The sequence below is a fragment of the Vibrio sp. 5S239 genome (assembly GCF_041439575.1).
Taxonomy (GTDB): Bacteria; Pseudomonadota; Gammaproteobacteria; order Enterobacterales; family Vibrionaceae; genus Vibrio; species Vibrio kanaloae.
The window spans coordinates 59,935-85,367 of the sequence record NZ_JBGOOM010000005.1; the positions used below are offsets into that span (position 1 = coordinate 59,935).

19 protein-coding genes are annotated in these 25,433 nt (G+C 42.4%); 18 read left to right on the forward strand and 1 reads right to left on the reverse strand.

The window, feature by feature from the left end; genetic code table 11:
• Positions 1-18 precede the first annotated feature (18 nt).
• Positions 19-699 carry an urease accessory protein UreF gene (locus ACED48_RS05820; RefSeq protein ID WP_017056210.1) on the forward strand — a complete coding sequence of 227 codons (681 nt, stop codon included), beginning with the start codon at positions 19-21 and terminating at the stop codon, positions 697-699.
• A gap of 46 nt (positions 700-745) precedes the next feature.
• Positions 746-1,387, forward strand: coding sequence for an urease accessory protein UreG (ureG, locus tag ACED48_RS05825; RefSeq protein WP_017056211.1), 642 nt, complete (start codon positions 746-748; stop codon positions 1,385-1,387).
• A gap of 125 nt (positions 1,388-1,512) precedes the next feature.
• Here the strand turns inward: ureG and xseA are convergent, their stop codons facing one another.
• Positions 1,513-2,859, reverse strand: a complete 1,347-nt coding sequence (gene xseA, locus ACED48_RS05830) for an exodeoxyribonuclease VII large subunit (RefSeq protein WP_077680726.1) — start codon at positions 2,857-2,859, stop codon at positions 1,513-1,515.
• 269 nt (positions 2,860-3,128) lie between these two features.
• Between xseA and guaB the strand changes: the two genes are divergently transcribed.
• The 16 genes from guaB (at position 3,129) to ACED48_RS05910 (ending at position 24,967) form a co-directional block, all read left to right on the forward strand.
• Positions 3,129-4,592 (forward strand): IMP dehydrogenase, encoded by a 1,464-nt coding sequence (guaB, locus tag ACED48_RS05835; RefSeq protein WP_017056214.1) that lies wholly within the window; start codon positions 3,129-3,131, stop codon positions 4,590-4,592.
• A 202-nt stretch (positions 4,593-4,794) separates the two neighbouring features.
• The gene (guaA, locus tag ACED48_RS05840; protein WP_017056215.1) at positions 4,795-6,348 is read left to right on the forward strand and encodes a glutamine-hydrolyzing GMP synthase; all 1,554 of its coding nucleotides are present in this window, start codon (positions 4,795-4,797) and stop codon (positions 6,346-6,348) included.
• A 307-nt stretch (positions 6,349-6,655) separates the two neighbouring features.
• On the forward strand, positions 6,656-7,852 hold the full coding sequence (locus tag ACED48_RS05845) for a site-specific integrase (protein WP_017056216.1): 1,197 nt from the start codon (positions 6,656-6,658) through the stop codon (positions 7,850-7,852).
• A 944-nt stretch (positions 7,853-8,796) separates the two neighbouring features.
• Positions 8,797-9,027 (forward strand): AlpA family transcriptional regulator, encoded by a 231-nt coding sequence (locus ACED48_RS05850; protein ID WP_017056217.1) that lies wholly within the window; start codon positions 8,797-8,799, stop codon positions 9,025-9,027.
• Between the two features lie 4 nt (positions 9,028-9,031).
• Positions 9,032-9,883, forward strand: a complete 852-nt coding sequence (locus ACED48_RS05855; RefSeq protein WP_017056218.1) for a helicase RepA family protein — start codon at positions 9,032-9,034, stop codon at positions 9,881-9,883.
• Positions 9,870-10,634, forward strand: a complete 765-nt coding sequence (locus tag ACED48_RS05860; protein ID WP_017056219.1) for a hypothetical protein — start codon at positions 9,870-9,872, stop codon at positions 10,632-10,634. Before ACED48_RS05855 ends, ACED48_RS05860 begins: the two co-directional genes overlap by 14 nt.
• Before the next feature lie 1,007 nt (positions 10,635-11,641).
• A complete protein-coding gene (gene trbJ / locus ACED48_RS05865) occupies positions 11,642-12,418 on the forward strand; it encodes a P-type conjugative transfer protein TrbJ (protein WP_017056220.1) in 777 nt (258 codons plus the stop codon).
• 202 nt (positions 12,419-12,620) lie between these two features.
• Positions 12,621-13,910, forward strand: a complete 1,290-nt coding sequence (trbL, locus tag ACED48_RS05870) for a P-type conjugative transfer protein TrbL (RefSeq protein WP_017056222.1) — start codon at positions 12,621-12,623, stop codon at positions 13,908-13,910.
• Positions 13,911-13,962: 52 nt separating this feature from the next.
• Positions 13,963-14,163: a conjugal transfer protein TrbL gene (locus ACED48_RS05875; RefSeq protein ID WP_029626965.1), complete on the forward strand. Its 201-nt coding sequence runs from the start codon at positions 13,963-13,965 to the stop codon at positions 14,161-14,163.
• A 16-nt stretch (positions 14,164-14,179) separates the two neighbouring features.
• Entirely contained in the window at positions 14,180-14,434 is a 255-nt protein-coding gene (locus ACED48_RS05880; RefSeq protein ID WP_017056224.1) for a hypothetical protein, read from the forward strand.
• A 289-nt stretch (positions 14,435-14,723) separates the two neighbouring features.
• The gene (drt3a, locus tag ACED48_RS05885; RefSeq protein ID WP_017056225.1) at positions 14,724-16,070 is read left to right on the forward strand and encodes an antiviral reverse transcriptase Drt3a; all 1,347 of its coding nucleotides are present in this window, start codon (positions 14,724-14,726) and stop codon (positions 16,068-16,070) included.
• Entirely contained in the window at positions 16,063-18,102 is a 2,040-nt protein-coding gene (gene drt3b, locus ACED48_RS05890) for an antiviral reverse transcriptase Drt3b (RefSeq protein WP_017056226.1), read from the forward strand. Before drt3a ends, drt3b begins: the two co-directional genes overlap by 8 nt.
• A gap of 584 nt (positions 18,103-18,686) precedes the next feature.
• Positions 18,687-19,475: a hypothetical protein gene (locus ACED48_RS05895; protein WP_017056227.1), complete on the forward strand. Its 789-nt coding sequence runs from the start codon at positions 18,687-18,689 to the stop codon at positions 19,473-19,475.
• Positions 19,468-22,755: a DEAD/DEAH box helicase gene (locus ACED48_RS05900; protein ID WP_017056228.1), complete on the forward strand. Its 3,288-nt coding sequence runs from the start codon at positions 19,468-19,470 to the stop codon at positions 22,753-22,755. Before ACED48_RS05895 ends, ACED48_RS05900 begins: the two co-directional genes overlap by 8 nt.
• A 15-nt stretch (positions 22,756-22,770) precedes the next feature.
• Positions 22,771-22,956 (forward strand): hypothetical protein, encoded by a 186-nt coding sequence (locus ACED48_RS05905; protein WP_017056229.1) that lies wholly within the window; start codon positions 22,771-22,773, stop codon positions 22,954-22,956.
• 337 nt (positions 22,957-23,293) lie between these two features.
• The gene (locus ACED48_RS05910) at positions 23,294-24,967 is read left to right on the forward strand and encodes a chitinase (protein WP_017056230.1); all 1,674 of its coding nucleotides are present in this window, start codon (positions 23,294-23,296) and stop codon (positions 24,965-24,967) included.
• Positions 24,968-25,433 lie beyond the last annotated feature (466 nt).

The window sequence follows — 25,433 nt, forward strand, 5'->3', positions numbered from 1 at the left end:
AGGACAAAGAACAAGAGTATGACCACAACAGAAAATGTCGCAATTTATCGTCTGTTCCAATTGATCAGTCCGTCGTTGCCGATTGGTGGCTTCACTTATTCGCAAGGGCTAGAACTGGCGGTTGAGGCGGGGTGGGTGACTAATCGCGATAGCATGGAACAGTGGCTTAATACCATTGTCAGCTCTAGTGTCGCGACCTTGGAGTTACCTATCTTAGATCGCCTTTATCACGCGCTAGAAAAAGGTGAACTCGATGAGATTGAGCATTGGTGTAACTACTTGTATTCAAGCCGTGAAACCAGTGAATTGCGAGCGGAAGAGAAGCAACGTGGGCAGGCATTAAATACTTTGTTGAAGCGCTTAGATATCGATATTTCGCTGGTGGACTCTGTTGATAGTCACCCAAACCAATTGTTGGGCATGTGTATGGCAGCCCAGCATTGGGGCATTGATTTAGAAAGTCTCAAGCAGGGTTACTTATGGAGTTGGCTTGAAAATATCGTTACCGCAGGCGTGAAACTGGTGCCTTTAGGGCAAACCGACGGGCAGTTGGCATTGATTAACATCACCAACACCTTTCCTGAGGTGATCGAAAAGGCCCGCGTGATAGAAGATTGGATGGTAGGCAGCTTTTTGCCATCAATGGCATTAGCAAGCTCACTGCACGAAACACAATACACGAGACTATTTCGTTCGTAGCGGTCAGCTCGAACGGTGTAGTGAAAAGAATATAAGGAAGTAGACAATGGAAAGTTATAAGCAACCCCTTCGAATTGGTATTGGCGGCCCAGTAGGGTCTGGTAAAACAGCGCTGTTAGAGGTGCTATGTAAAGCTATTCGCGACAAGCTCAACATTGCTGTGGTAACCAACGACATCTACACCCAAGAAGACGCAAAGATACTCACGCGAGCAGAAGCGCTAGAACCGGATCGTATCATTGGTGTTGAAACGGGTGGCTGTCCGCACACGGCGATTCGTGAAGATGCCTCGATGAACTTAGCTGCCGTAGAAGAGCTGGCTAAGCTGCACAAGAACCTCGATGTGGTATTCGTCGAAAGTGGTGGCGACAATCTCAGTGCTACGTTCAGCCCTGAATTAGCCGACCTGACTATCTACGTGATTGATGTAGCGGAAGGGGAGAAGATCCCACGTAAAGGCGGTCCGGGTATTACACGTTCTGATCTGTTGGTTATCAATAAGATCGATTTAGCACCGTATGTAGGTGCGTCACTTGAGGTGATGGAGCAAGACACACAACGCATGCGTCCAACCAAACCATACGTGTTCACCAACCTAAAAGAGAGCCAAGGTTTAGATTTCATCATCAACTTTATTGTGACGGAAGGTATGCTCACCATGAAGGAGCATTCTACGACTGAGTCGTGAATCATGAATAGGGAGTAGAGTTTAAATCCGTTCGTTTTCTTTCTAAGCGATTAGACAGAAAAAAGCCCTGTCGATTATCGATAGGGCTTTCTGATTTTAAAGGGCTTTTAACGTTCGAGTCGAATCTAAAGCTCGCTCTTCGCGACTCTTGTTGTCACTTGTGACTCAATTACACCATCTTCAACTTGAGTAGTGATCACTTCACCTGGTTCGACATCATTAATTGATGACACGGTATTGCCTGATGTTGAATGGGTAATGCTGTAGCCTCGCTTCAAGGTTGCCAGTGGGCTCACTGTCTCTAACTTCTCTGCAGCCATAGCTAGCTGGTGGCGAGTCGTTAGTAACGTCTTATCCATCGCATCCAGAAGCTTTTGCTCAGAACGCTGTAAATGTAACTTCTGTACACCAAGGCGTTTCACTGGTGAGTTCAACTGAAGCTGATGCTGTTTACGTTCAATACCTTGTGCATGTTGCTTTAAGTATTGGGTCATACCACGACGTAAACGTATGTCTAAGTCATCAAGTTGCTGACTTTGCTTTTGTAGCTGGTAGCTCGGGTGCTGTTTCTCTAAGCGGTATTTCAACGTTTGAGTTGATTGCGCTTGTTTGATTAACACATGACGAATCGCACTGACCAAGCGAGCACGTTTAGACGCGAAAGTTTGTTCTTTATGGCTGTTATCACGGCTAACCAGTTCGGCTGCCGCTGACGGCGTTGGTGCACGCATATCTGCGACGAAATCAGCTATAGTGACGTCAATTTCGTGGCCAACAGCACTGATGATTGGGATCTGACTTGCCTTAATCGTGCGAGCTACTATCTCGTTATTGAAACACCATAAGTCTTCTAACGAGCCACCGCCACGACCAACAATTAATACGTCACATTCATTGCGTTCGTTAGCTCGTCCAATCGCTTGGGCGATTTGAATCGCGGCTTCTTCACCTTGAACCATCGTTGGATAAATGACAACTGGCAATGAAGGATCGCGTCTTTTCAACACATCGAGAATATCAAACAGTGCTGCGCCCGTTTTGGAAGTAATGATACCTACACATTTAGGATGCTCTGGCAAAGTCTGCTTACTCGATTGAGCAAATAAGCCTTCAGATGCCAAATCTATCTTCAGTTTTTCAAACTCTTGCTGAAGCTTACCATCACCTTCTGGCTGCATGCTTTCGATGATTAGCTGATAGTCACCACGCGGCTCATAAAGAGACAGACGTGCTTTGACTAAAACTTGATTACCGTTCTGAGGCTTAAAAGTCACACGACGGTTATTGCCACGAAACATAGCGCACTTAACTTGAGCGCGAGAGTCTTTAAGCGTGAGGTACCAGTGACCAGAGACAGGTGCAGAGAAGTTTGAGATTTCACCAACGAGCCAGACTATTCCCATTTCGTTTTCTAATAGGAGACGAACCTCTGAGTTGAGGCGAGAAACAGTAAAGATGTTTGGATTAGTCATAGGAGCACTATCTTTCCTTGAAGGAAGGTCTTTCTTGGAATCTCACAGGGCGTGAGTATGGAAGATAGCGGCAATATAATACATAGCAAGGGGGTAAATGCAAATTAAAAATACAAAAATGTGTAGCCAAGCGATTTCGTTGGCCGTATAATCCGTCCGCAATATCTAATCCAAATGCAGTTGAATTTTCCTTAATTGGCTGCCCTCATTAGGCGAAACGATGAGATTGGATTGTTTCTTTTTACTCCTATTATTGTGAGATATTGCAAATGCTAAGAATTGCCAAAGAAGCGCTGACATTCGACGACGTACTGCTAGTGCCAGCACACTCCACCGTTCTCCCTAATACAGCTGATCTTCGCACTCAGCTGACGAAGAATATTTCCCTAAACATCCCAATGATCTCTGCATCGATGGATACTGTGACAGAAGCTCGCCTAGCGATTGCACTGGCACAAGAAGGCGGAATCGGCTTCATTCATAAGAACATGTCTATTGAACAGCAAGCTGAAATGGTTCGCCAGGTTAAAATTTACGAAGCAGGTGTGGTTTCTCACCCTGTTACTGTAAACCCTGACGCGACAATCGCTGATGTTGTAGCCCTTACCCAAAAACACGGCTTTGCCGGTTTCCCAGTTGTTACTGAAACAAACGAACTTGTTGGTATTATTACTGGCCGTGACGTTCGCTTTGTTACTGACCTTTCTAAGAAAGTTGATGTAGTAATGACGCCTAAAGCTCGCCTTGCTTCTGTTAAAGAAGGTGCAACTCGTGAAGAAGTTCAAGAGAAAATGCACGAAGCGCGTGTTGAAAAAGTTCTTGTTGTAAATGATGACTTCCAACTTACTGGAATGATCACAGCAAAAGATTTCCATAAAGCAGAACGTAAACCAAACGCTTGTAAAGATGAGCGCGGCAGCCTACGTGTAGGTGCAGCTGTTGGTGCTGGTGCTGGTAACGAAGAGCGTGTTGCTGCTCTAGTTGAAGCTGGCGTAGACGTTCTACTCATCGACTCTTCACACGGTCACTCTGAAGGCGTACTTAACCGTATCCGCGAAACTCGCGCTGCATACCCTGATCTACAAATCATCGGTGGTAACGTAGCAACGGGGGCTGGCGCTCGTGCTCTTATCGAAGCAGGTGTTAGTGCAGTTAAAGTTGGTATCGGCCCTGGTTCAATCTGTACGACTCGTATCGTTACTGGTGTTGGTGTTCCTCAAGTAACAGCAATCGCAGACGCAGCTGAAGTTGCAAACGAATACGGTATTCCAGTAATCGCAGATGGCGGCATCCGCTTCTCTGGCGATATCTGTAAAGCTATCGTTGCTGGCGCATCTTGTGTGATGGTTGGTTCAATGTTCGCTGGTACTGAAGAAGCACCGGGTGAAGTTATCCTTTACAACGGTCGTTCTTACAAGTCTTACCGTGGTATGGGTTCTCTTGGCGCTATGTCTCAAGGTTCTTCTGACCGTTACTTCCAATCTGACAACGCTGCAGACAAGCTTGTTCCAGAAGGTATTGAAGGTCGTATCGCATACAAAGGTCGTCTAAAAGAGATCGTTCACCAACAGATGGGCGGTCTACGCTCAAGCATGGGCTTAACGGGTTCTGCAACTGTTGAAGACATGCGTACTAAAGCTGAGTTTGTTCGTATCTCTGGTGCGGGCATGAAAGAATCTCACGTACACGATGTTCAAATCACGGAAGAAGCACCTAACTACCGTTTAGGTTAATAATACGTCCAAACGTTTGAATAATGTGCCGAGTTAGTCGGCACATTATTTTATCTAAAGCCTGTTTTGTTTAGAGAGTGGTTCTCACAAAACATCGTCTTACAGATAACCAACGAAAACGTTTGCTTTATTTCTTGAAGAGTTAATCAGAGGTGAGTAAACTCGCCTCCGTTTTATCACATAGCCAATAAGACTGCTTACAATGACTAAAAATATTCATGACCAACGTATTCTAATTCTGGACTTCGGTTCTCAATACACACAGCTAGTTGCTCGTCGTATTCGTGAGATCGGTGTTTACTGTGAACTTTGGAGCTGGGACGTAGAAGAAGCGGATATTCGTGAATTCAATCCAGACGGTATCATCCTATCTGGTGGACCTGAAAGTGTGACGGAAGAGAACTCTCCGCGCGCACCTCAGTACGTATTTGATTCAGGTGTTCCTGTATTTGGTGTGTGCTACGGCATGCAAACCATGGCAGAACAGCTTGGTGGTAAAGTTGCAGGTTCTAACGAGCGTGAATTCGGCTACGCCGCGGTTCAGGTTACGGGTGATTCAGCATTATTTGCTAACCTTGAAGCGACGCAAGATGTTTGGATGAGCCACGGCGACAAAGTGGTTGAGATTCCTGCTGATTTCATAAAGATCGCAGCAACAGACACTTGCCCATATGCTGCGATGGCAAATGAAGAGAAGAAGTACTATGGCGTGCAATTCCATCCTGAAGTAACGCACACTAAGAATGGTCTTAAAATGCTTGAGAACTTTGTTCTTAACGTTTGCGGCTGTGAGCGTTTATGGACTTCTGAATCCATCATCGAAGATGCGGTTGCTCGTATTAAAGAGCAAGTAGGTGATGATGAAGTTATCCTTGGCCTTTCTGGTGGCGTTGATTCATCTGTAGTTGCAATGCTTGCTCACCGTGCAATCGGTGACAAACTAACTTGTGTATTTGTAGATAATGGCCTTCTTCGTTTGAACGAAGCAGAGCAAGTTATGGATATGTTTGGTAACAAGTTTGGCCTAAACATCATCAAAGTAGATGCTGAAGATCGTTTCCTTAATGCGCTAGAAGGTGAAGCTGAACCGGAAGCTAAGCGTAAGATCATCGGTCACGTATTCGTAGATATCTTCGATGAAGAGTCTAAGAAACTGAAGAATGCTAAATGGCTTGCTCAGGGTACTATCTACCCAGACGTAATCGAGTCTGCTGCTTCTAAGACGGGTAAAGCACACGTAATCAAATCTCACCACAACGTTGGTGGTCTTCCTGATGATATGGAAATGGGCCTTGTTGAGCCTCTACGTGAGCTGTTTAAAGATGAAGTACGTAAGATCGGCCTAGAACTTGGTCTTCCATACAACATGCTTTACCGCCACCCATTCCCAGGTCCGGGTCTAGGTGTTCGTGTTCTTGGTGAAATCAAGAAAGAGTACTGTGATCTGCTGCGTCGTGCTGATGCTATCTTCATTGAAGAGCTTCACGCTGCTGACCTTTACCACAAAGTATCTCAAGCATTCACGGTATTCCTACCAGTGCGTTCTGTTGGCGTAATGGGCGATGGCCGTAAGTACGATTGGGTTGTATCTCTACGAGCTGTAGAAACTATCGACTTCATGACTGCTCACTGGGCACACCTGCCATACGACTTCCTAGGTAAAGTCTCTAACCGCATTATCAACGAAGTTAACGGCATTTCACGTGTTGTTTACGATATTTCTGGTAAGCCACCAGCAACTATCGAGTGGGAATAATGCTCCTTTAAGAAAGGTCTGGCATTAACAGGCACCAAATCATACTTAAGTCCGCGTAATTGCGGACTTTTTTTGTTTTTGGGTTAGTCATTTTTGGCAATGTCTGGCAACGCCAAGCACGGTTTGACCGTGGTATTTTGGTGGGTATGATTCATCGGTAATGCCATGGATTACGCCCGATACCATGCTGAGTGTTTTTGATGGGGCATGGTATTAAATTTATATATCTATCTGTTTTTTATGGATTAACCTCTAGTTTTTTAGAGGTTTTTCAGCATGGTATCAAACAAGAATAATAGGTCGAAACATGCTGACTGATACAAAGCTACGCAATCTCAAACCCAAAGATAAACTTTACAAAGTCAATGACCGTGATGGCCTCTATGTTGCTGTCACTACCGCAGGCTCTATCTCTTTTCGCTACAACTACTCGATCAATGGCAGACAAGAAACTATTACCTTTGGTCGTTATGGAGTAGGAGGCATCACGTTAGCTGAAGCGCGTGAGCGTCTCAATGAAGCGAAGCGAATGGTTACTGATGGAAAGTCACCGGCTAAAGAGAAAGCACGTGCTAAGGCGAGAACGAAAGATGCTGAAACCTTTGGTGCCTGGGCTCAGAAATGGCTGCGTGGCTATCAGATGGCCGATTCTACCCGGGATATGCGTCGCTCAGTCTATGCACGAGAGTTAGAGGGCAAATTTGGCAATCAGAAGCTGACCGAAATCACCCATGAAGATCTGCGAGCACTGACTGATGCGATAGTAGAGCGTGGCGCGCCCGCAACGGCTGTACACACGCGTGATATTGTACTCCAGGTGTATCGGTGGGCAATTGAGAGAGGGCAGAAAGTTGAGAATCCGGCAGATTTGGTGAGGCCTGCAAGTATCGCTCGATTTGAACCAAGAGACCGAACATTAACACCTGCTGAGATCGGTTTGATGTACCGCTATATGGAAAGGGTAGGAACCACGCCTTCGATTCGTGCTGCGGTAAAGTTGCTTTTGCTGACTATGGTACGTAAAAGCGAGTTAACCAATGCAACTTGGAGTGAAATTAACTTTAGCGAAGCGTTGTGGACAATCCCTAAAGAAAGGATGAAACGACGTAACCCGCATCTGGTGTTTTTGTCACGCCAGGCGATGGATATTTTGATCGCCTTGAAGACATTTGCCGGTGGATCTGATTACATTCTTCCTTCTCGTTATGACTCCGATGCCCCAATGAGCAGTGCGACAATGAATCGTGTATTGGCTCTAACGTATAAGGCTGCGCAGAAGGATGGGCAGTCACTAAGTAAGTTTGGGCCTCATGACCTACGTAGAACAGCGAGTACACTGCTGCATGAAGCTGGATACAACACTGATTGGATAGAAAAATGCCTGGCGCACGAACAGAAAGGGGTTAGGGCCGTTTACAACAAAGCTGAGTATCGAGAACAAAGAGCATCAATGCTACAGGACTGGGCTGATATGATAGATGAGTGGACCGGTCAAAAGTTTTAATTGCTTTCTATTTTATTGCGTCCTTGTAGATAATAATTTTTAAATTTTATGTTAGTAGTGGGATGTAAAGGATTTTATATCGCTAGTTCTGGTTGGGCCTAATTTGAGTTATGTTGAGTATTAAACCATTTTTAACGTAACTTATATGGCAGAACAGTTTAAAGCTCTTAGCTACGGTTAAGTATTATTACCAAAATTTCCACCATTTCTTCGGTTATGAAGTATTGAGGTATTCTGAGTTTTTACTTTTCGATCTAAAAATTTTCTTATTTAAATAAAAATCTATCCTAATATTTACTGATAAAAAGGACACAAATACATTGTGTGTTTATGTCCTTTTAAAAGGAAATTAATTCAAATTTTTGTGATTTTAAAAAATGGCCGTTAAGATTCCTTATATATCATTAGAACTGAATGTATATTTAATTGTTAGTCAAAGTTGAGCAATTATTGATGGAATAAACCATCTACTTTCCTCTATACCGTTTAACGAACATTTAATTATCAAATGTAAAGAGATATGTGTTGAGTCGACATGAGATGTACTAGCTTAAAACCACTGGATTACTTCTAAAGATACTGACTCCATCCTTGTAACCACCGCTGAGGCTGCCTTATAAAAATTTTAGCCGCTAAATTTTTTGATAACTTTTCCATAAGAGTTACCTCTTAACTTAAAGTGTGAATTTGGTTAATGATGTGAACTTCAAATGGAATAGTTTTAGGTTTGATTTTAGCAGCTAAAATCCATTTTAAATAAATATTTATGATTACTGTTTTTTAATTTGTTTCTTTATTTTCGATATATTGTATATTTAATTTCGATATATCGTGATTATTGAAAATGATATTTTTGTTTTTAGTTTATTGGTGTTTATTTTATGTTTTAAAATTTAATTTTGTTGTTATTATTAAAGTCTCTTCTGGTATTAGGAGGCAAATAAATGCAAACACTGGCACATAAGACACTAATTAATAGGAAAGCACTTCTGGAAATGATTCCACTCTCAGACCGGACTATTTACAACTTGGAGAAACGGGGTGAATTTCCACGCCGTATTGTTCTCACAAGTAGAAATGTAGCTTGGGATTTAGCTGAAATTGAGAAATGGATTGAAGAACGTAGAAGATCTCGAATTCAGGCTAAGAGACCTGGGTATTTTATAGGAGGCTAAAAATATGGGACTTGATCTGATGTCTGCATTTAATGAACTGCCTCCACCGATTGATTACGTGCTGCCCAATATGGCAGCGGGAACCGTAGGATCCATTGTTTCTCCTGGCGGCGTAGGTAAATCAATGCTGGCCCTTCAATTGGCAGCACAGATAGCGGGAGGGCCGGATTTGCTGGGCATAGGTGATTTGGCTAATGGCTCAGTGGCCTATTTGCCTGCCGAGGACCCGACTACTGCTATTCATCATAGATTACACGTTTTGGGAACATACCTCTCTCCCACACAAAAACAAATGGTAGCCCAAAGTCTGCTTATTGAGCCATTAATTGGTAGGTGTCCTGACATAATGACTTCAGAATGGTTCGAAGGCATCAGGCAGGTTGCTGAGGGGAGGCGACTCATGATTCTGGATACTCTGCGTCGCTTCCATATTGAAGAAGAGAATGCCAGTGGACCTATGGCACAGGTAATCGGGCGAATGGAGACTATTGCCGCTGAAACGGATTGCTCCATTGTGTTTCTACATCATTCCAACAAAGGAGCGGTGATGATGGGGGCTGGAGACCATCAGCAAGCCAGCCGAGGCTCGTCAGTGTTAGTCGACAATATCCGCTGGCAAGCCTATCTCGCAAGTATGACTCCCGCTGAAGCAGAAAAATTGGGTGTTGAGAGCATCCAGAGAAAATATTTTGTCCGTTTTGGGGTGAGTAAAGCTAATTACGGTGACCCATTTTCTGAGTGTTGGTTTAGACGACATGATGGCGGTGTACTTAAACCTGCTGTTCTGGAACGGAGAAAAAGGCAGCCAGCGATAAAGCATAAAACTGTGGTAGGGAATGTTGATGACAACTGGTAACAAGGTTGCACCTACCAGCACGGTGTTACAGGCTCGAGTTATGATCTATCAGCCTAGCCGAAAGCCATTACAGCGTAAGGGTGAATGGATGGAAACCCGATTTGGTCGCTGTCGGGTTACAGGTAGGTTAGGGCAGCGCCATGCGGATATTGTTGAGTCCATGCTGTACTTGGCTGAGCGTCGACGCGATATTTCAGACGGCGGTGTCGAGCTGCTGGTTGATCCAGCAAAGTTGCGTCGAATTTTATCCGAGCATCAATACAGTGATAACCGACTAAAAAAACTAGTTTGTGAATTGCGAGCCGCTACTGTTGAAATTGTTACTCCGAAGCTGGAGTTGACGGGAGAGCGTATCATTGGCGGTTTAGTTGACCATGTTGTTCCGTCTTCTATGACTCGACATAACCCGCTGACTGGAGGCCAGCGGAATCTGTGGCGTGTCCGGTTAGGAGTAGCTTTGGTAATGCTGCTGGAACAGGACTTGTTTCTTTATTATGAGCCAACACTTATTGCTAGGTTGCAATATGGGATTAGCCAAGCTGTTGCTCGCTTTGTACTCACACATAAGTGCGATCCCGCCGGAGGTTGGCATCTAGACACGCTTATCAAGGCAGTGAGCGGTGATCAAGTAAGCAGTAAGACTATGAGCAATCACCGGACGAGGATAAAAGAAGATATAGATAAGTTGCGTTGCATCGGCATAGAGATCAATGCCGAAAATCGGGTTAAACGACTCGCAGCGGCCCGATAGCACCTCACAGCGGCCCGGAAGGTCCTCGCAGCGGCCCGTTTATGACTCACAGAGGCCCGATTTTTTGTCTCTTGGTCAGGATATTCAGTATATCTCAGGATATTCAGGCGGTGTAACCGCCCGTTTTATACGGGCTTTACACCTTCAAGTGATAAAGCCCTATGGCTTTATCGAACGGCCATAGGCCGTTGGTTTAACGCCAAGAGGTGAAGGTGCGAGATTCTAAAGAGCTCTTCTTTCCTGGAGTACAAACCGACCGAAGGGAGACAATACTTAAAATATTCTAACATGTGGATTGGCTGAAAGTGTCAATGAAAGGAGGTAAGCAGCCTTTTGCCTTTATTTAACTAATTGAAATTAAAGGAGGTGTGGTGATTTGGTTGTGTCGAACTCAATTTTCATTGACATTTGGGGGGCGGTCACTTGCTCAAACAAGGAGGGGGATAGGAAATTTGAGCTTTCTATTTAGTGACTGGAGAAAAATAATCGAGTTAAAACGCTATTTTATGACTATAAACACGCCGTTTTTTTCTTTAATTCTTTGTTTTTAAAGGATAGTTATTGTTCTGCAAGTTTAAGCAGAACATTACAGATAATTGCAAGGACCAATGCAGGTGTTTTAGTGGTGAAAACAGGGCCGAAGTGCGGGCAGGATAGGTGAAGTAGGCCCACCAACAAGTTGATGGTTCCTATTTCACTCGTCCTTTATTCGCACCTTCGGGCTCAACGGTATCCTGCTCTACGAGGCCTCTAATTATCGACTTTAACCCTTGGAACTCCTAACCAGCTTTAAGGGGAATGACACCTATGTTTCAAAGATCTGAGGCCGCGCGTTTTTAAGGTGTCGCGCAGGTCGGACGCCAGGATAGAAAGTGACAACCTATCTTTGTAGAGGTCCACATTCACCGCTGATTTTCAGTAGGGGTAAAGGCTCATATCTATAGATTTTAGGCCGATACAGGTTGGTGGGTGCAACTTAGTCACGACAATACTAAGGGCACTCAATTATGAACAACGTACGTATTTTAGCGGCTAAAATAACTACGGCCGCTATTTCATTAGCATTTATCTCTCCCATACCGGTAGTAGCTGGAATTCCGGTTGTTGATGGAACGAACCTGACACAAAATATTATGTCAGCAATGGAGTCTGTCACTCAAACAGCCAAGCAGATCCAACAGTACCAAACTCAGTTGCAGCAGTATGAAAACCAGCTGCAAAACACTATGGCCCCAGTGGCTTATATTTGGGACCAGGCACAATCGACGATTGATGATTTAACTCATGCCACCAATACGCTTGCTTATTATCAAAACCAGCTTGGTAGCCTTGATGCTTACCTAAGCAAATTCCAGGATGTGGCCTACTACCGCAGTTCACCTTGCTTCAATGGATCTGGAGGTTGTACGCCTGCAGAACAAGCGAAGATGGAAGAAAACCGTCGCTTGGCGTCCGAATCCCAGAAAACAGCCAACGATGCTCTCTTTGAAGGCTTGAAGCTACAGCATAAAAACTTGCAGGCTGACGCTCGTCAGCTGCACCGATTACAGTCAGCAGCTCAGGGAGCAGATGGTCAGTTAGCTGCTATTGGCTATGCCAACCAGCTTGCTAGTAACCAGGTCAACCAACTCCTTCAAATCCGTAGTTTGTTAATTGCTCAGCAGAATGCTGTTGGTTCTCGAATGCAGGTGGAAGCCGACCGCGAAGCTCAATATCAAGCGTCCCGTGAAAGGTTATTTGATATGGGAGAGCCTACCGACCGTTCAAAAAATAGGGGGTTCTAATCATGCAGAATATCATTCGAGTTTTTATCGTCAGCGTGCTGGCATCTTTCGTTCTGGTAGGGTGTGGTGAGGATGGAGGGCCAAAGTCTACAACGATCAACTGTAATAACCCGAACCTGACGAAAGATCTGAGGGAAGAAGGGAACTGTCTTTGGGATATGGGCGAACGCACGGATCGTTCCAAGAATAAGGGGTTCTAATTATGAGCAAGATATTCATTCGACTTGTGATGCTACTAGCTGTGTTACTGACCTCGCAAACTGCGTCGGCGGCCATTGAGCCTAATGGTGTCTTGGATGAGGTAGCCGTGCGCTTCATGACCGCTAGTGCTACTTGGAGCACGGTAATTACAAACCATGCCGTGTGGCTGTTTTGGACGCTGGGTACTATATCTCTTGTTTGGACTGGCGGTACTTTGCTCCTTAAACAAGCGGATATAAGGGAGTTCTTTGCCGAGTTTATGCGCTTTATCCTGACGTTTGGTTTCTTCCTCTGGTTACTCAGAAACGGCCCAGACTTTGCGACGTCAATCATCGACTCGTTGAGAACGATCGGTGCTCAAGCCGGTGGCCTTCCGAGAGACCTAACCCCCTCAGAGCCTATCAGCATTGCTTTCGACATTATTGTTAAAGCAGGTGAGTATTACAGCATCACAAGCCCTATAGATAACTTGTCTCTTTTCTTCATCACGCTAGCAATTTTGGCATGTATGGCGGTTGTGGCGGCTAATGTGTTGTTGGCCTTGGTAACTGCTTGGATATTGATATATGCCGGTGTTTTCGTGCTGGGGTTTGGTGGTTCGCGTTGGACTTCAGATATAGCAATCAACTACTTCAAAAGCGTATTGGGTGTCGCTTTGAAGTTGATGACAATGACTTTGCTCATTGGCATCGCCATGTCGATAATGGACGGTTTTTATGCTGATCTATCCAATGATGCTCCTATGCGTGAACTGCTGGTGATCTTTGTCGTTTCACTGGTTCTCGTAATGCTTATTCACTCTGTTCCCAATGTGGTTGCTAGCCTAGTTCCCGGAGGTGGCGCGGCGGCGGGTGCTGGCAGCATTAGTGCTGGGGCGGTGGCCGGAGCGGCTGTTGCCACTGGTGGTATGGCTGCTAGTGCAGCAATGGCTACCGCCGGCGGTGCTTCTGCTATTCAGGCTGCATTTACAAAAGCAGGTGAGAACGTAGCGAACAATACTGACGTTATGTCGAGCCTTAGCAGTGCATTTAGCGGTAGAGGTGACTCTGACGAGGCTGGCTCCTTCTCCCAAGCTTCCGACCAATCTTCTAGTAATGGCGAATCCTCTGGCGGCTTTAAGGATAGTGTTGCAAAAGCGGGCCGCGTTGCAGCGGATACTGGCGCTAATTTGATTAAGGGAGTGGGAGATATGGCCGGGGAGCGTATAAGCCAAACCGCTGGAGGTCGTTTAGCCAGCTCAGTACGAAATAATATGAAAGGGGACGAGGAAGATGATAAGGAGGGTGACTGACGGCGCTTCTCCTGCATTTGACAACGATAAATTAGGCGGTGTAACTGGGTGGATGAATCAAAACGAAGGCTTTGATGGCCTGTCCAGTGAGGACCAGGAAGAAGTACGCCAAGCACATGCTGAGTGGCAAGAGCGCGATCCAGAAAAGCACATCTTCGACGTTGAGGACTACGTTTCGTATTCCCAGGAACAACAGCAGGAACGTAATGAAGAGGTTGCCAACTTTGTTAAAAAGGCCGTATGGCCTAACTAGATAAGGATTACTGATTATGGAGTTTAACTTTCCACCCCAAAACCTTGCGGAAGTATTTGGCTTCTTTGCAGTGATGTTCATTGTGATGCTGGCCTTCTATTTTTTAGGACAGTGGCTGCACAACACCGGATATGGCACGAAAATGAAAGCCATTACCAACAAAATGGAGGTATTCCAACATAGGTTGGCAGGGCATGTTTACAAGAACATGATAAGGTCGGTCGATCAAATTGACAAAACGAGACGCTGGTCGTTTGGCCGACGCAAGTAATTAGAAAGCACACGGGCCAGTGATGGTGCACCGGCCCGCATTTCCATATACCACCTGTCAGAGAGGTGACACATGACAACAACGCATAATATCGAAGTTCAACCAACAATTCTCAGGTAGCGACCAACTGGTCGCCTTTAACGTTAAACCAACAAAAAATCTGCCGTTGGGTTTATTTCAGTATATCCATTATTGTAATGAGAATGGTAAAGTGATAGATAAGCATAAATCATTATATTTTAATGCCATATGTATTTAGTGGGCTAGGGATGGAGTAAGGTGATCGATTATGGAACAGTCTTTTTCAGTTAAAAACTTCCGGAGTATTTATGATCTTGATCTGCAAAATCGAGGAGATTTAGAGCGTGAATACTTTGAAGAAGCATATGCTGAAAGACTGAAAATTAGAAATTTAAAAAAACTGAAATATCGCACTTTATCAAGATTTAAAAAAATGTTGATAACAAAAGAACACTGTGAGAAAAAAGTGGAGTTAATCCGTAAATTATTGGAGATAAGAAAAGGTAGGTACAATAATTGCGTAAATGATGAGATTGAAAAGATTTGCAATAAAGTAAATAGGAAAGGATATAATCTCCCGTTATCGAAGCTGCCCAATCAGGTTTCTGGTAAAGATGTTTTTACTATTGGGAACAGCGTTGAGAGCATATTTGTCACAAGGCATTTACATAACATAATAAAAAATACGTATAATATAAAACAGTCTCATCGTGATTTAATTGTTAGTAGAGTCAGAAGTGTTTTCCTAGATAAAAGCCCTAAATATATTGTTAAAGCTGACGTAAAAGACTTTTACGAAAGCATTGAGCATGAGATTATTATAAAAAAGCTGCACGCATCCACAAGACTGTCTGTATTGCCTAAGAGAATACTCACTCAACTTCTTCGATCATATGCTAATTTGGTGGGTTGTGATAAAGGGCTCCCAAGAGGTGTTGGTTTAAGCGCCTATTTATCAGAAGTATATATGAAAGACCTGGATGATGAGCTGGTAAATAGTCCGGATTTGACTTTTTATTCTCGCTACGTTGATGATTTAATATTGATATATTCCCCAGATTTAATAAAAGATAAGTCTTATTATCTTCAGGCTGTAGGTGAAGCTGTTGGTAGGAAAAAATTACAACTAAATAATAAAACTAAAGAGATTGACTTGACGGTTGATAAGGCTCAAGAATTTGAATATTTGGGGTATAAATTTTCATCTAAAGGTAAAGATATAGTAATTCGTCTCAGCAGTAAAAGGGTTGATAAATATAAAAAACGTATAAATCAGGCTTTTGATAGCTATTTGAAAAAATGCAAATATAATCCTAATGAAAAATCTGAACTATTAATAGATAAAATTCGGTTCTTAACGGGGAATACTAGACTTTTACATGCAAAAAGCAAAGCGTTCACAGGTGTTTATTTTAATAATATGTATATAAATGACATTAGTGATCTGGAAGAAATTGATAATTTTTTGAAAGCGAAGTTGCTAGCGATAACAGATCAGAGGCTGATTAGGCGTCTAAATAAGTTTTCTTTTGTTGAGGGATTTGAAAAGAAAGTCTTCAGAAGTTTTACTACTACTGACTTAAAAAATGTAACTAGAGGATGGAAGGATGCCTAAGAAAACATTATCAATCAATTTCCCTATTGAGAGAGTCGTCCTTTCAGACCTGCTTCCGTATGAGGTGCCAATAACCTTTTCGAACAGGCATTTTTATAACTTCATAGTAGAAAATCAGGTTAAGTATTCGAATGGTTATTATTACTGGAAGAAGAAAGACACCGCTTTTGATAGCCTTGTTATGCTTTTGCTTGGCCTACCTAAAAGTAAACAGGTTCAGAATTTTGAGAAAGAAGGTATCAAGTACAGCAAAGTTAGTGCAAAGAAGATAAGCCCTTTTACTATACCTTTCACATTTAATATATCGCACAAAGCGGACCAGTATAGACATCTATCTTTAATTCACCCAAGGTCACAAATTTTTGCTGTAGAGTTTTACAAGAACAATAAGGATTTGATTACTTATTATTGTGATAAAAGCAAGTTTAGCCTTAGGTCGGCAAAGCGAGTTGCTGGTTGTACGTATGTAGACAAGAAATCGCTTATTGAGCAGTTTGATACTGATGGTGAAGTGATCGAGGTTGAAGGTGAGAATTACGAGAATTTGAAATCGTTTTTTGTATACGATAAATATAGCAGTATTTTTAATTTTTACGAGTCCGACGAATATCATGATTGCGAGGGAAGATATAGTTATTTATCAAAACTCGATATCTCAAACTGTTTTGATTCCATTTATACACATTCGATAGCTTGGGCTGTATACAGTAAAGAGTATGCCAAAAATAATCTGAGCCAAACTAAATCGACTTTTCCAAATGTTTTTGATAGTTTAATGCAGCAGTTGAACTATAATGAGACAAATGGAATTGTAATTGGCCCTGAGTTGTCTAGAATATTTGCGGAAATTATACTTCAGGCTATTGATAATGATATTGTTTTTGACTTGGAGAAAAGTAATGTTTTCTTTGGAGTTGACTACCATATATTTAGATATGTTGATGACTTCTTTGTTTTTTATGATAACCAAGAGGTTTTCTCTAAAATAAAATCTTCCATTAGCCTTTGTTTGACAAGATATAAACTTAACCTAAATAAAAGTAAAGAATATTTTTTTAATAGGCCAGTAATAACACCTATCACGATAGCAAAAAAGAAAATTGCTGACCTTCTGTCAGATAAGCTAAAGTACAAAATAGAATATGTAGATGGAACGAAGGAAATAGAGAAAGCTAGTTTGTACTTCAGTAAGTCAAGCTTAATTACGGACTTTAAATCTATCCTTCATACTTCAGATGTTTCATATGGAGATATACTTAACTACACCCTTTCTATTTTAGAAAAAAAAGTAAGAAAAATATTGCTTGTTTATACTAAGGTTCCTGAAAGTGAAAATGTTGATAAGCAGCTTATAAGTGCATTGGTTAGTTTGATTGAATTTTCATTCTTCATATATTCAATGTCTCCAAAAGTTAATGGTACCATTAAGCTCTGTAGAATTATGCAACAGATTATTCTGTTTGTTAATGATCGTACTGTGGGAATTGAATATCGTGATGTGATATTTCGTTCTATATTCAATGGCTCTTGCTCTGTATTGGAAGACATTAAGGTAGGAAATGAAACTCCTGTTGAGACATTATACTTGCTTGTTCTAATGCGTCAGCTAGGTAAGTTCTATTGGCTTGATGAATTTTCACTATGCAAATACTTTGGGTTTGTAAAAAGCTCTGAAGATATTAATGTTGAAAAAGATTTGAACTACTTTTCTATTGTTGTTTTGCTTTTTTATATAGAGAACAAGAAACGGTATGATTTTTTAAAAGAGCCGATTGAAAAATACGTTTTGCAAAAGTATATAGAAAAGAGCGCGACAATAAGCATTGATAGTGAGATTACACATATGACACTTGATTTGATTGCGTGTCCATATGTGAGTGATAAACTTAAGAATGAAATTTTAGAAAAAAGTGATGTCCCTAAAGAATCTAGAAAAAAAGTTATCAGCTATTGCTCGACTTGGTTCACGAAGTGGTCAGGGTATGATTTCGCTAAAGAGCTAGACGCTAAAGTGAGCCAGGATGTATACTGAATAAAGCGCATCGTGCGACTTAATGGCTGTTTGCAGCTCACACACCAGCGCGCATGGGTAGACATTGTCCTACGCATGGAGATGTATGCCTGAGCGGTCCGCATGAGCCGCTCGGTCTCGGTAGTTCCACTCTAAGTGAGGCGAGGCGAAAGCTAAGTATCATGGAAGGTGGAGCTGCCTAGATTTTCTTATGTAGCCCTTGTTTGTGTGACGCACAGTTCAGATAAACCTTCCCTCCCTGATTTTGGCTTTGATAGAAAAGAAGCTAAGGTTTGCATCCTAACCTCTTAATTGATCGTTCAGTTACGGCAGGACATGGCAGAGTCGTCGGCCTGGGCCAAAGCTGAACTATAACGGCGACGAGTATCAAAAAATCTGAGCATGGGATAGATGACCGTATCGATCGATCAAATCTACAGAATGAGACGCTGTCCGTTTGGACGGATCAAATAGTTAGAAAGCACACGTGCACCGGCCTGAATTTTCACCAATATGGAATATGAAACATGATCTGTTCCATAGCATTCGTTGATATAAAACCATAATATGTTCATAAAGTTAACTAACATAAAGTGTGACCTGTTATGCCAATTTCATTTAAACCGATTGAAGAAAAAGATAGTTGGTTTGGAGCGGCTTGGTCAGTTGATGATGAAGATGAATTAGCTAGCATCATCGCTCGTGTTGCTATTGGGCAGTCTAGGGTTGCGGAGAGAATTCTTAAAGCTACCAGCTCTTCTCACGTTAATTACCCAAAAAGCGGATATGATGCTGCCAGACAGCTATTGACAGTTAAGTCAGGCGAAAAGCCGTACCATAGAGATGGTTGGGTGTTTCAGGTTATTTCATGGGTAGCAGCTCACCAATCCTATAAAAACTCTTATATAAGAGCGCCTCAAATGATTAAAGCAGATAAAGGCCTAGATGGTTTTCTTATTGAAAATGACTCTAAAGGTATATCAAAAGCCGTTATTCTTGAGGATAAAGCTACAGAGAACCCAAGGAATAAAATCAAAAATTCAGTTTTACCCGAATTTGAAACCTTTGAAAAAGGTGAGCGAGATAACGAGCTAATCGCTTCAGTAGTATCATTACTTGAGCGGTCGGGATGTGCAGACCCTGATAGTGTAGTCGCTGAGATCTTATGGGATGAAAAGCGAGCATATCGAATTGCTGTAACTGTTGGAGACTCCCATTCTACCCAAACAGGATTGCGGAGCTTATTTAAAGACTATGATGTTTCAGTTGTTGGTGATCGGAGCAAGCGTAGGGGGGATATTCTCCACCAAAATAGCTTTAGAAACTGGATAGACATATTGTCCAAAAAGGCAATAGCGATTATCAATATGGAAGAGAGTAACAGTAATGTATGATTCAATAACCTCACAGTTAATTCAGTCTACCCCCGATCTTCCTGGATTAGATCGAGAGTCTCTTCCTGACTACTTATCTAAAGCATATGCTGAAATTGTTTCTAGTCGTGTCTTATTGAGAAATGGAGAGGCTAATATAGACGACTTGATTGAAACGGTTAAATTTTCTTTGCGTTTAGCAAGAACCAATGAGGCTTTAGTTTCAATATCCCCCGAACGTGAAGATAAAAAATCTGCGAGCTTTGTTGCCGCTACAGCATACCAATTAGCCTATCAAGCAACCGTATTACGCGATTCTAATATTACTTATTCATATATTGGTTTGAAATCTATCAGCCCAGATGTATCAGCAATGCTATTATTTCTCATTGCTGAGGCATTTGCGGATGCTTCAGAAATAAGCCGCATAATAAAGTTACCAGAAAATGACTTACTACAGCGTGAATTAATATGGCATTTAATAATGCTATCTCAAGGAAATGTGGAAAAAATTACTGCCCGTAGATGTCCTTCTCAAAAAAAACTTGTAATAGGAGAAGGCGGTCAATTGGCCAGTAATGCTTTATATTATAGAGTTTTACGTGGCGTTCGCGCTCTTGCTTTTATTTTACAAGGGCGTCGTATTAAAGGAATGGCTGATCCAATTGCTGTTTTTTCTGAAGTAAAAGAATTAGCATCATCAACCGTCGATATTCCCTTCCAATCTAAAACTCTCGAGAGTCAAGAACTCTTTCCCGGACCATTTCATTTAGCTAGCTTATTAATAGCTACAGGAAATGCATTGTTGGATAGTGCTGTCGTAAAAATACTACCTCCCAATGGAGTTGATAAAGGATTATGGCTAGATGCTATGAAGGCTTTGGCAAGTACTCGTCCATACCTATGGAAAAATCATAAGGATGCGATTGAACGTGGTTATTTAAATAGTGGTGTATCCGCAGCAATTGGTTTTCCTACTGGTTCAGGGAAATCAACAACAGCACAGCTTAAGCTTCATGCGACTCTACTTAGAGGGTGTAAAGCTGTATTTTTAGCTCCTACACATGCTCTAGTGGACCAGACTGCTCGAGATTTGAAAAAGGTATTTCCAAGAGCTGGAGTCAAAGGAGAGAGAGCTGATGACTTTGGTCTGCTAGATAGCGGTAATGACTTGCCAGATATAATGGTAATGACTCCAGAAGCATGTCTACTTGCAACACATTTGGATCCCGAAAGATTTGTTGATGTTGGAGTATTCATTTTCGATGAATGCCATTTAATACATCCTAAAAGCAGTGAAGATAGACGTGCTATAGATGCAATGCTATGTATTCTAGGGTTTGTTAGAGTGGCACCTGATGCCGATATTGTATTAATGTCTGCAATGATGAAGAATACGAAAGAATTAAGTCATTGGCTATCTGAGTTAACTAACCGTTTATCTATCTCGTTAGATAACTCCTGGAAACCTACTCGTCAATTAAGAGGTTGTATAGTTTATGACTCCAATCGTTTAAGCACACTTGAAAATCTACTCAGGAACGAGAGAACAAAAAAAACTAAAGGTAGCGTCCCAGCTAAGTTAAAGCGACAATTAACAGCTACACCATTAGCATTTTTTAGTGTTAAACAAACCTGGGCTTCTATGGACCGTCGTGACTACGCAAAAGTCCCTTTTTCCTCAAAATCATTAGAGCTATCAACGAATTCCCGATGGGGGCTCACTCCAAACTCTGGAGTTGTTGCATCTTCGATAGCCGCCGAAGCAGCTAAGGCAGGCATTAGAACTCTAGTATTCTCGCAATCAATTCCAAACGCAGTATCAATAGCCGAAAAAGCATCGACTAAAATTTCTCCGTGTAGTTTAGATTTAACAGGTGATGAAAAAAAAGCTTATGAGATTGCAGTAGATGAAATAGGTTCTCCTGAAAAGCTGTATATAAAGCTGAGTAATGGAAAACTTGTAAATCGCGCTGGATGTCATCATGGGCAGTTATTACCAGAAGAAAGATTTCTCGCAGAGTCATTATATAAACGTGAAGGAGCATTAGCTGTATTGGCCGCTACACCAACTTTAGGTCAGGGGATGAACTTGCCTGCGGATTTAGTAATCATTGCGGAAGATAGTCAGTTTAATATGGCTTCTGGTAGTCGTGATATCCTCAAACCAGAAGATTTATTGAACTCAGCTGGGCGAGCTGGAAGAGCTGGTGAAAGTGCTACAGGTATTGTATTAGTAATTCCAGGGAAAGTCGTAGGACTAAATGATCAAGAAAGGACAATAGGAAACCGTTGGACCACCCTCCGTGAAATCTTTGGCCAATCAGATCAGTGTATTATTTTGGATGATCCTCTAACATCGATAATGGACCGTATCCACAATCAAGTAGAAGAAGTTGGAGATCTAGAACGATATGTAGTTGCAAGGCTAGCTGAGGCAGAAAAAGACGAAGAGGGAAAATCAGAAGTAACTCATGGATTAAAAAGAAGCTTTGCGGCTTTTAGACAAAAGCAAAAGGGCAATACTGAGTGGATTGTTAGTCGAATAGCTGCCGCTCGCTCTATTCTAGATAATAATGATGTTGATTCCAGTGAGGAATCCCAGGCATTACGCGATCTAGCTTCTATGTTAGGTATGCCTGAAGATGTATTAAAAGAACTTGTTGATTCTTTGGTTTCTGATGATTTTACAAGCTTTGAAACAGTAGATCGATTTGTTAAATGGATGTTTGATTGGCTTTCTAGGCATCCTCACAGTATGTATCGTCTTTTAAAGCCAGAGAATTTCGAGTCACTATTTGATAATAGTTATAATTCGCTACAGGATGATGTTGAAAAAGCAAAATTCGCAATTCCTTTGATATCTTCTGGTCTATCTCTGTGGATGCAGGGTAAGACGCTGATTGAAATACAAAAAGTTTTTTCTTCAAAAACAAGAGATTTGAAATACACCACAAGTGCAAGAAAGTTTGTTATCAGAATGGTTCCTGACTTAGCACATTTAATGAGTGTACCTCTTCAGGTTTTGCTAAGGTATGTCAACGATGGAAGTACAAATTTGTCAGAGGCTAGTCCTGCATTAAACTATGCTAGCCTTGCCGTCAGGAGAGGGCTGAATAGCGCTGAAATGGTCGCTTATGCTGTTCAGAAAGAAGGTAAAAGCTCGTCTCGCCGTGAGTTACATAGAGGCTTTTTAAAGATTCAACCATACCTAGGTAATGCTGGTGTCGGTGAAAAATTGATAGAATTAGAATCGCGTGTTAAACATGCTATGTTGCAAAAAAATACCAGCTGGGACTAAAAGAGTTTAGTAATAATGAAAGTAGACAAGCCATATATATATAAACTGACTGAAACTCAGATTGATGAGCTTCGTCGTGATATGGCCGAGTCTTCAGCTTGGGCCAAAGCTGAACTAAAACGCCGACTAGACGCAAAAAATAAAAAAAATTCTGCGCATGGTATAGATGATGGTATCGACAAAGATCGACTTTCTAACTAGTTGTTATATAGAATTATTTTCTTCTCATTGATATTCGAGTGGGAATAATCTCTTAGAGAATTAGCCAACGTTGATTGAAATCTTAAAAGCCTCGAACTCTGTTCGGGGCTTTTTTCTTTCTTATTCAGGTATTAAAGAGTCATATCGAACGGTTAGGAGCCAAACTAGTCGAAAATTAGACATCGCCTCAAGAAACAATGAGACGCTTTGTTGTGTTGGACTATACATAAAAATATCACTCGCAATTTTTATAAATTCATACCACACCAGCTAGGCCATTTCACATGTGACGCATACTCTTTGATGGACTTATTAAGGACAGATAAGAGAATCCACCATGTTAAAAATTAAATATTTGGCGGCAATACTTGGATGTACATTAGCAGCCCAAAGCCATGCGTCTTTGAACATCCAACCTGATCCGCAAAACCCGAATGGTTACCTTGTTGAGAAGTCGGCATTACAAGCTGCTGAACAGGTGAAAACCTCCGACCCTATGTATGCTATCTGGTCACAGGCCCTACAAACTCGTTCTAACACCATCGTTGAAGCGATTGAACCCGGTTCGCCTTCTAACCCTGAAAACGTAAAGCGTGTTGAGCGTGTATTTCCTCAATCTGAATGGAACTTTCTCACTCAGATGGCAGCGCCAGAATACACTTATACTCGTTTCTTGCGCGCGATTGGTAAATTCCCAGCCTTCTGTGGAGAGTACACTGATGGGCGAGATTCTGATGCTATCTGTAAGAAATCCATCATCACCGCTTTTGCTCACTTCTCTCAAGAGACGGGCGGTCACATCGCAATCGACAACACTTCTGATAACCCATTAGCTCTAGAAGAGTGGCAGCAAGCGTTGGTACATGTTCGTGAAATGGGGTGGTCTGAAGGGCAAGAAGGCTACACCACAGGTTGTGGCCAGAACGATTGGCAAAATGAACGTTGGCCTTGTGCCACAGGGCAGGGCTATTTCGGACGTGGTGCTAAACAGCTTTCTTACCATTTTAACTACGGTGCGTTCTCGGAAGTGATGTTCGATGGTGATGCGACGGTTCTATTGAATAATCCGGCCTTAGTGGCTGACTCTTGGTTAAACCTAGCTTCTGCTATTTGGTTCTTCCTTACTCCTCAAGCACCTAAACCTGCAATGTTGCACGTGATCGACCGTACATGGACGCCATCTCAGCGCGAATTGGATGCCGGTATTGGTTATGGCTTTGGTACTACTATCAACGTGATCAATGGTGGAATTGAGTGTGGTGAGCAGAATAAAGACAAAGGTCAACCCGTTAACCGAATTCGTTACTGGGAAGGCCTAGCGGCTCACTATGAAATTCCTGTAGAAGCGGACGAGCAGAACACGTGTTGGCAGCAAACCCCTTACGGAAGCTTAAACCTCAACGGTGCCACTGACGTGCTATACACTAACTGGGATGGTAACTGGAAATACTACGCAGATCGCCCCGAAGGTTACTCATTTGAATGTGAGCTTGTTGGTTTCCAAACGGCATATTCAGCGTTGGTTGCTGGAGATTACGAGAAGTGTGTGACCAACTTCTACGGTTCTCACGCGAGCTGGCCTGAAGTGAAAGTGGTCGATAAGCTTGATCCGGTAGACCCTGGTACTGATCCGGGTGGTAATGGTTGGAGTGCGACCAAGGTTTACAATGCGGGTGACCAAGTCACTCACAACGGCGCAACCTACGAAGCGAAATGGTGGACACAAGGGGATGACCCTGCCAATGGCGGCCCTTGGAAATTAGTTGCCGGTGAGCCTACACCTGTCGATCCTGATCCGGTAGACCCAAGCCCTGTTGAACCGCCAGTGACTGAGCCACCAATTATCGTCGATCCATCGGTGTTTATCACATGGGAAGCGGGCGTGAGCCAAGTGAGTAATGGCGACAAGGTGACACATAACGGTAAGTGCTTCGTGGCGAAAAACGGCCCTGGCGTATGGGAAAGCCCTATTCAATCGAACTGGTTCTGGGATGAAATAAATTGCGATTAATAGGCGACGACTTTAATAAGTTGATATATTAAATCTATTGACCTGATTACCCAATATTATTCAAAAGCCGAAAGTTTCTACTTTCGGTTTTTTGTTTCTGATTATGCCGATCAGACACAAGCTCTAAGTTAAAACTCGAGCTAACGCAACAGAACTATATCAAGCTATTGAAAGGACATTGCCGTTATCAGGTGTGTTTTTGTTGTGTTGACAATGGTTAAAGTACAGTAAATGAAGTAAAAGGATCATAGTAGGCCAAAAACTATTTCTGCGGATATAAAAATGGGCCTCAGCTTAACGCTAAGACCCAAACCTGAAGGCGGTATTAGAGGTGAGTAATTCACGTTGCCTCTCTCTCGGTCTGAATGCAATTTGCTGACCGACGTTCTTATGCGTAATTGGGTCGTAGTGAATACGAGTATTTTTGGACTGAGGTAATTGTTAGTAAAACTTTTACTAAATGAAG

Bases quoted from the DNA above. Each gene is read 5' to 3' on its own strand.
- ACED48_RS05860 (WP_017056219.1), top strand. From the start codon at position 9,870: ATGACAACTGGTAACAAGGTTGCACCTACCAGCACGGTGTTACAGGCT.
- ACED48_RS05875 (WP_029626965.1), top strand. From the start codon at position 13,963: ATGAATCAAAACGAAGGCTTTGATGGCCTGTCCAGTGAGGACCAGGAA.
- ACED48_RS05880 (WP_017056224.1), top strand. From the start codon at position 14,180: ATGGAGTTTAACTTTCCACCCCAAAACCTTGCGGAAGTATTTGGCTTC.
- trbL (WP_017056222.1), top strand. From the start codon at position 12,621: ATGAGCAAGATATTCATTCGACTTGTGATGCTACTAGCTGTGTTACTG.
- drt3b (WP_017056226.1), top strand. From the start codon at position 16,063: ATGCCTAAGAAAACATTATCAATCAATTTCCCTATTGAGAGAGTCGTC.
- ACED48_RS05900 (WP_017056228.1), top strand. From the start codon at position 19,468: ATGTATGATTCAATAACCTCACAGTTAATTCAGTCTACCCCCGATCTT.
- trbJ (WP_017056220.1), top strand. From the start codon at position 11,642: ATGAACAACGTACGTATTTTAGCGGCTAAAATAACTACGGCCGCTATT.
- ACED48_RS05905 (WP_017056229.1), top strand. From the start codon at position 22,771: ATGAAAGTAGACAAGCCATATATATATAAACTGACTGAAACTCAGATT.
- ACED48_RS05895 (WP_017056227.1), top strand. From the start codon at position 18,687: ATGCCAATTTCATTTAAACCGATTGAAGAAAAAGATAGTTGGTTTGGA.
- ACED48_RS05855 (WP_017056218.1), top strand. From the start codon at position 9,032: ATGGGACTTGATCTGATGTCTGCATTTAATGAACTGCCTCCACCGATT.
- ACED48_RS05845 (WP_017056216.1), top strand. From the start codon at position 6,656: ATGCTGACTGATACAAAGCTACGCAATCTCAAACCCAAAGATAAACTT.
- ureG (WP_017056211.1), top strand. From the start codon at position 746: ATGGAAAGTTATAAGCAACCCCTTCGAATTGGTATTGGCGGCCCAGTA.
- ACED48_RS05910 (WP_017056230.1), top strand. From the start codon at position 23,294: ATGTTAAAAATTAAATATTTGGCGGCAATACTTGGATGTACATTAGCA.
- drt3a (WP_017056225.1), top strand. From the start codon at position 14,724: ATGGAACAGTCTTTTTCAGTTAAAAACTTCCGGAGTATTTATGATCTT.
- xseA (WP_077680726.1), bottom strand. From the start codon at position 2,859: ATGACTAATCCAAACATCTTTACTGTTTCTCGCCTCAACTCAGAGGTT.
- guaA (WP_017056215.1), top strand. From the start codon at position 4,795: ATGACTAAAAATATTCATGACCAACGTATTCTAATTCTGGACTTCGGT.
- ACED48_RS05850 (WP_017056217.1), top strand. From the start codon at position 8,797: ATGCAAACACTGGCACATAAGACACTAATTAATAGGAAAGCACTTCTG.
- ACED48_RS05820 (WP_017056210.1), top strand. From the start codon at position 19: ATGACCACAACAGAAAATGTCGCAATTTATCGTCTGTTCCAATTGATC.
- guaB (WP_017056214.1), top strand. From the start codon at position 3,129: ATGCTAAGAATTGCCAAAGAAGCGCTGACATTCGACGACGTACTGCTA.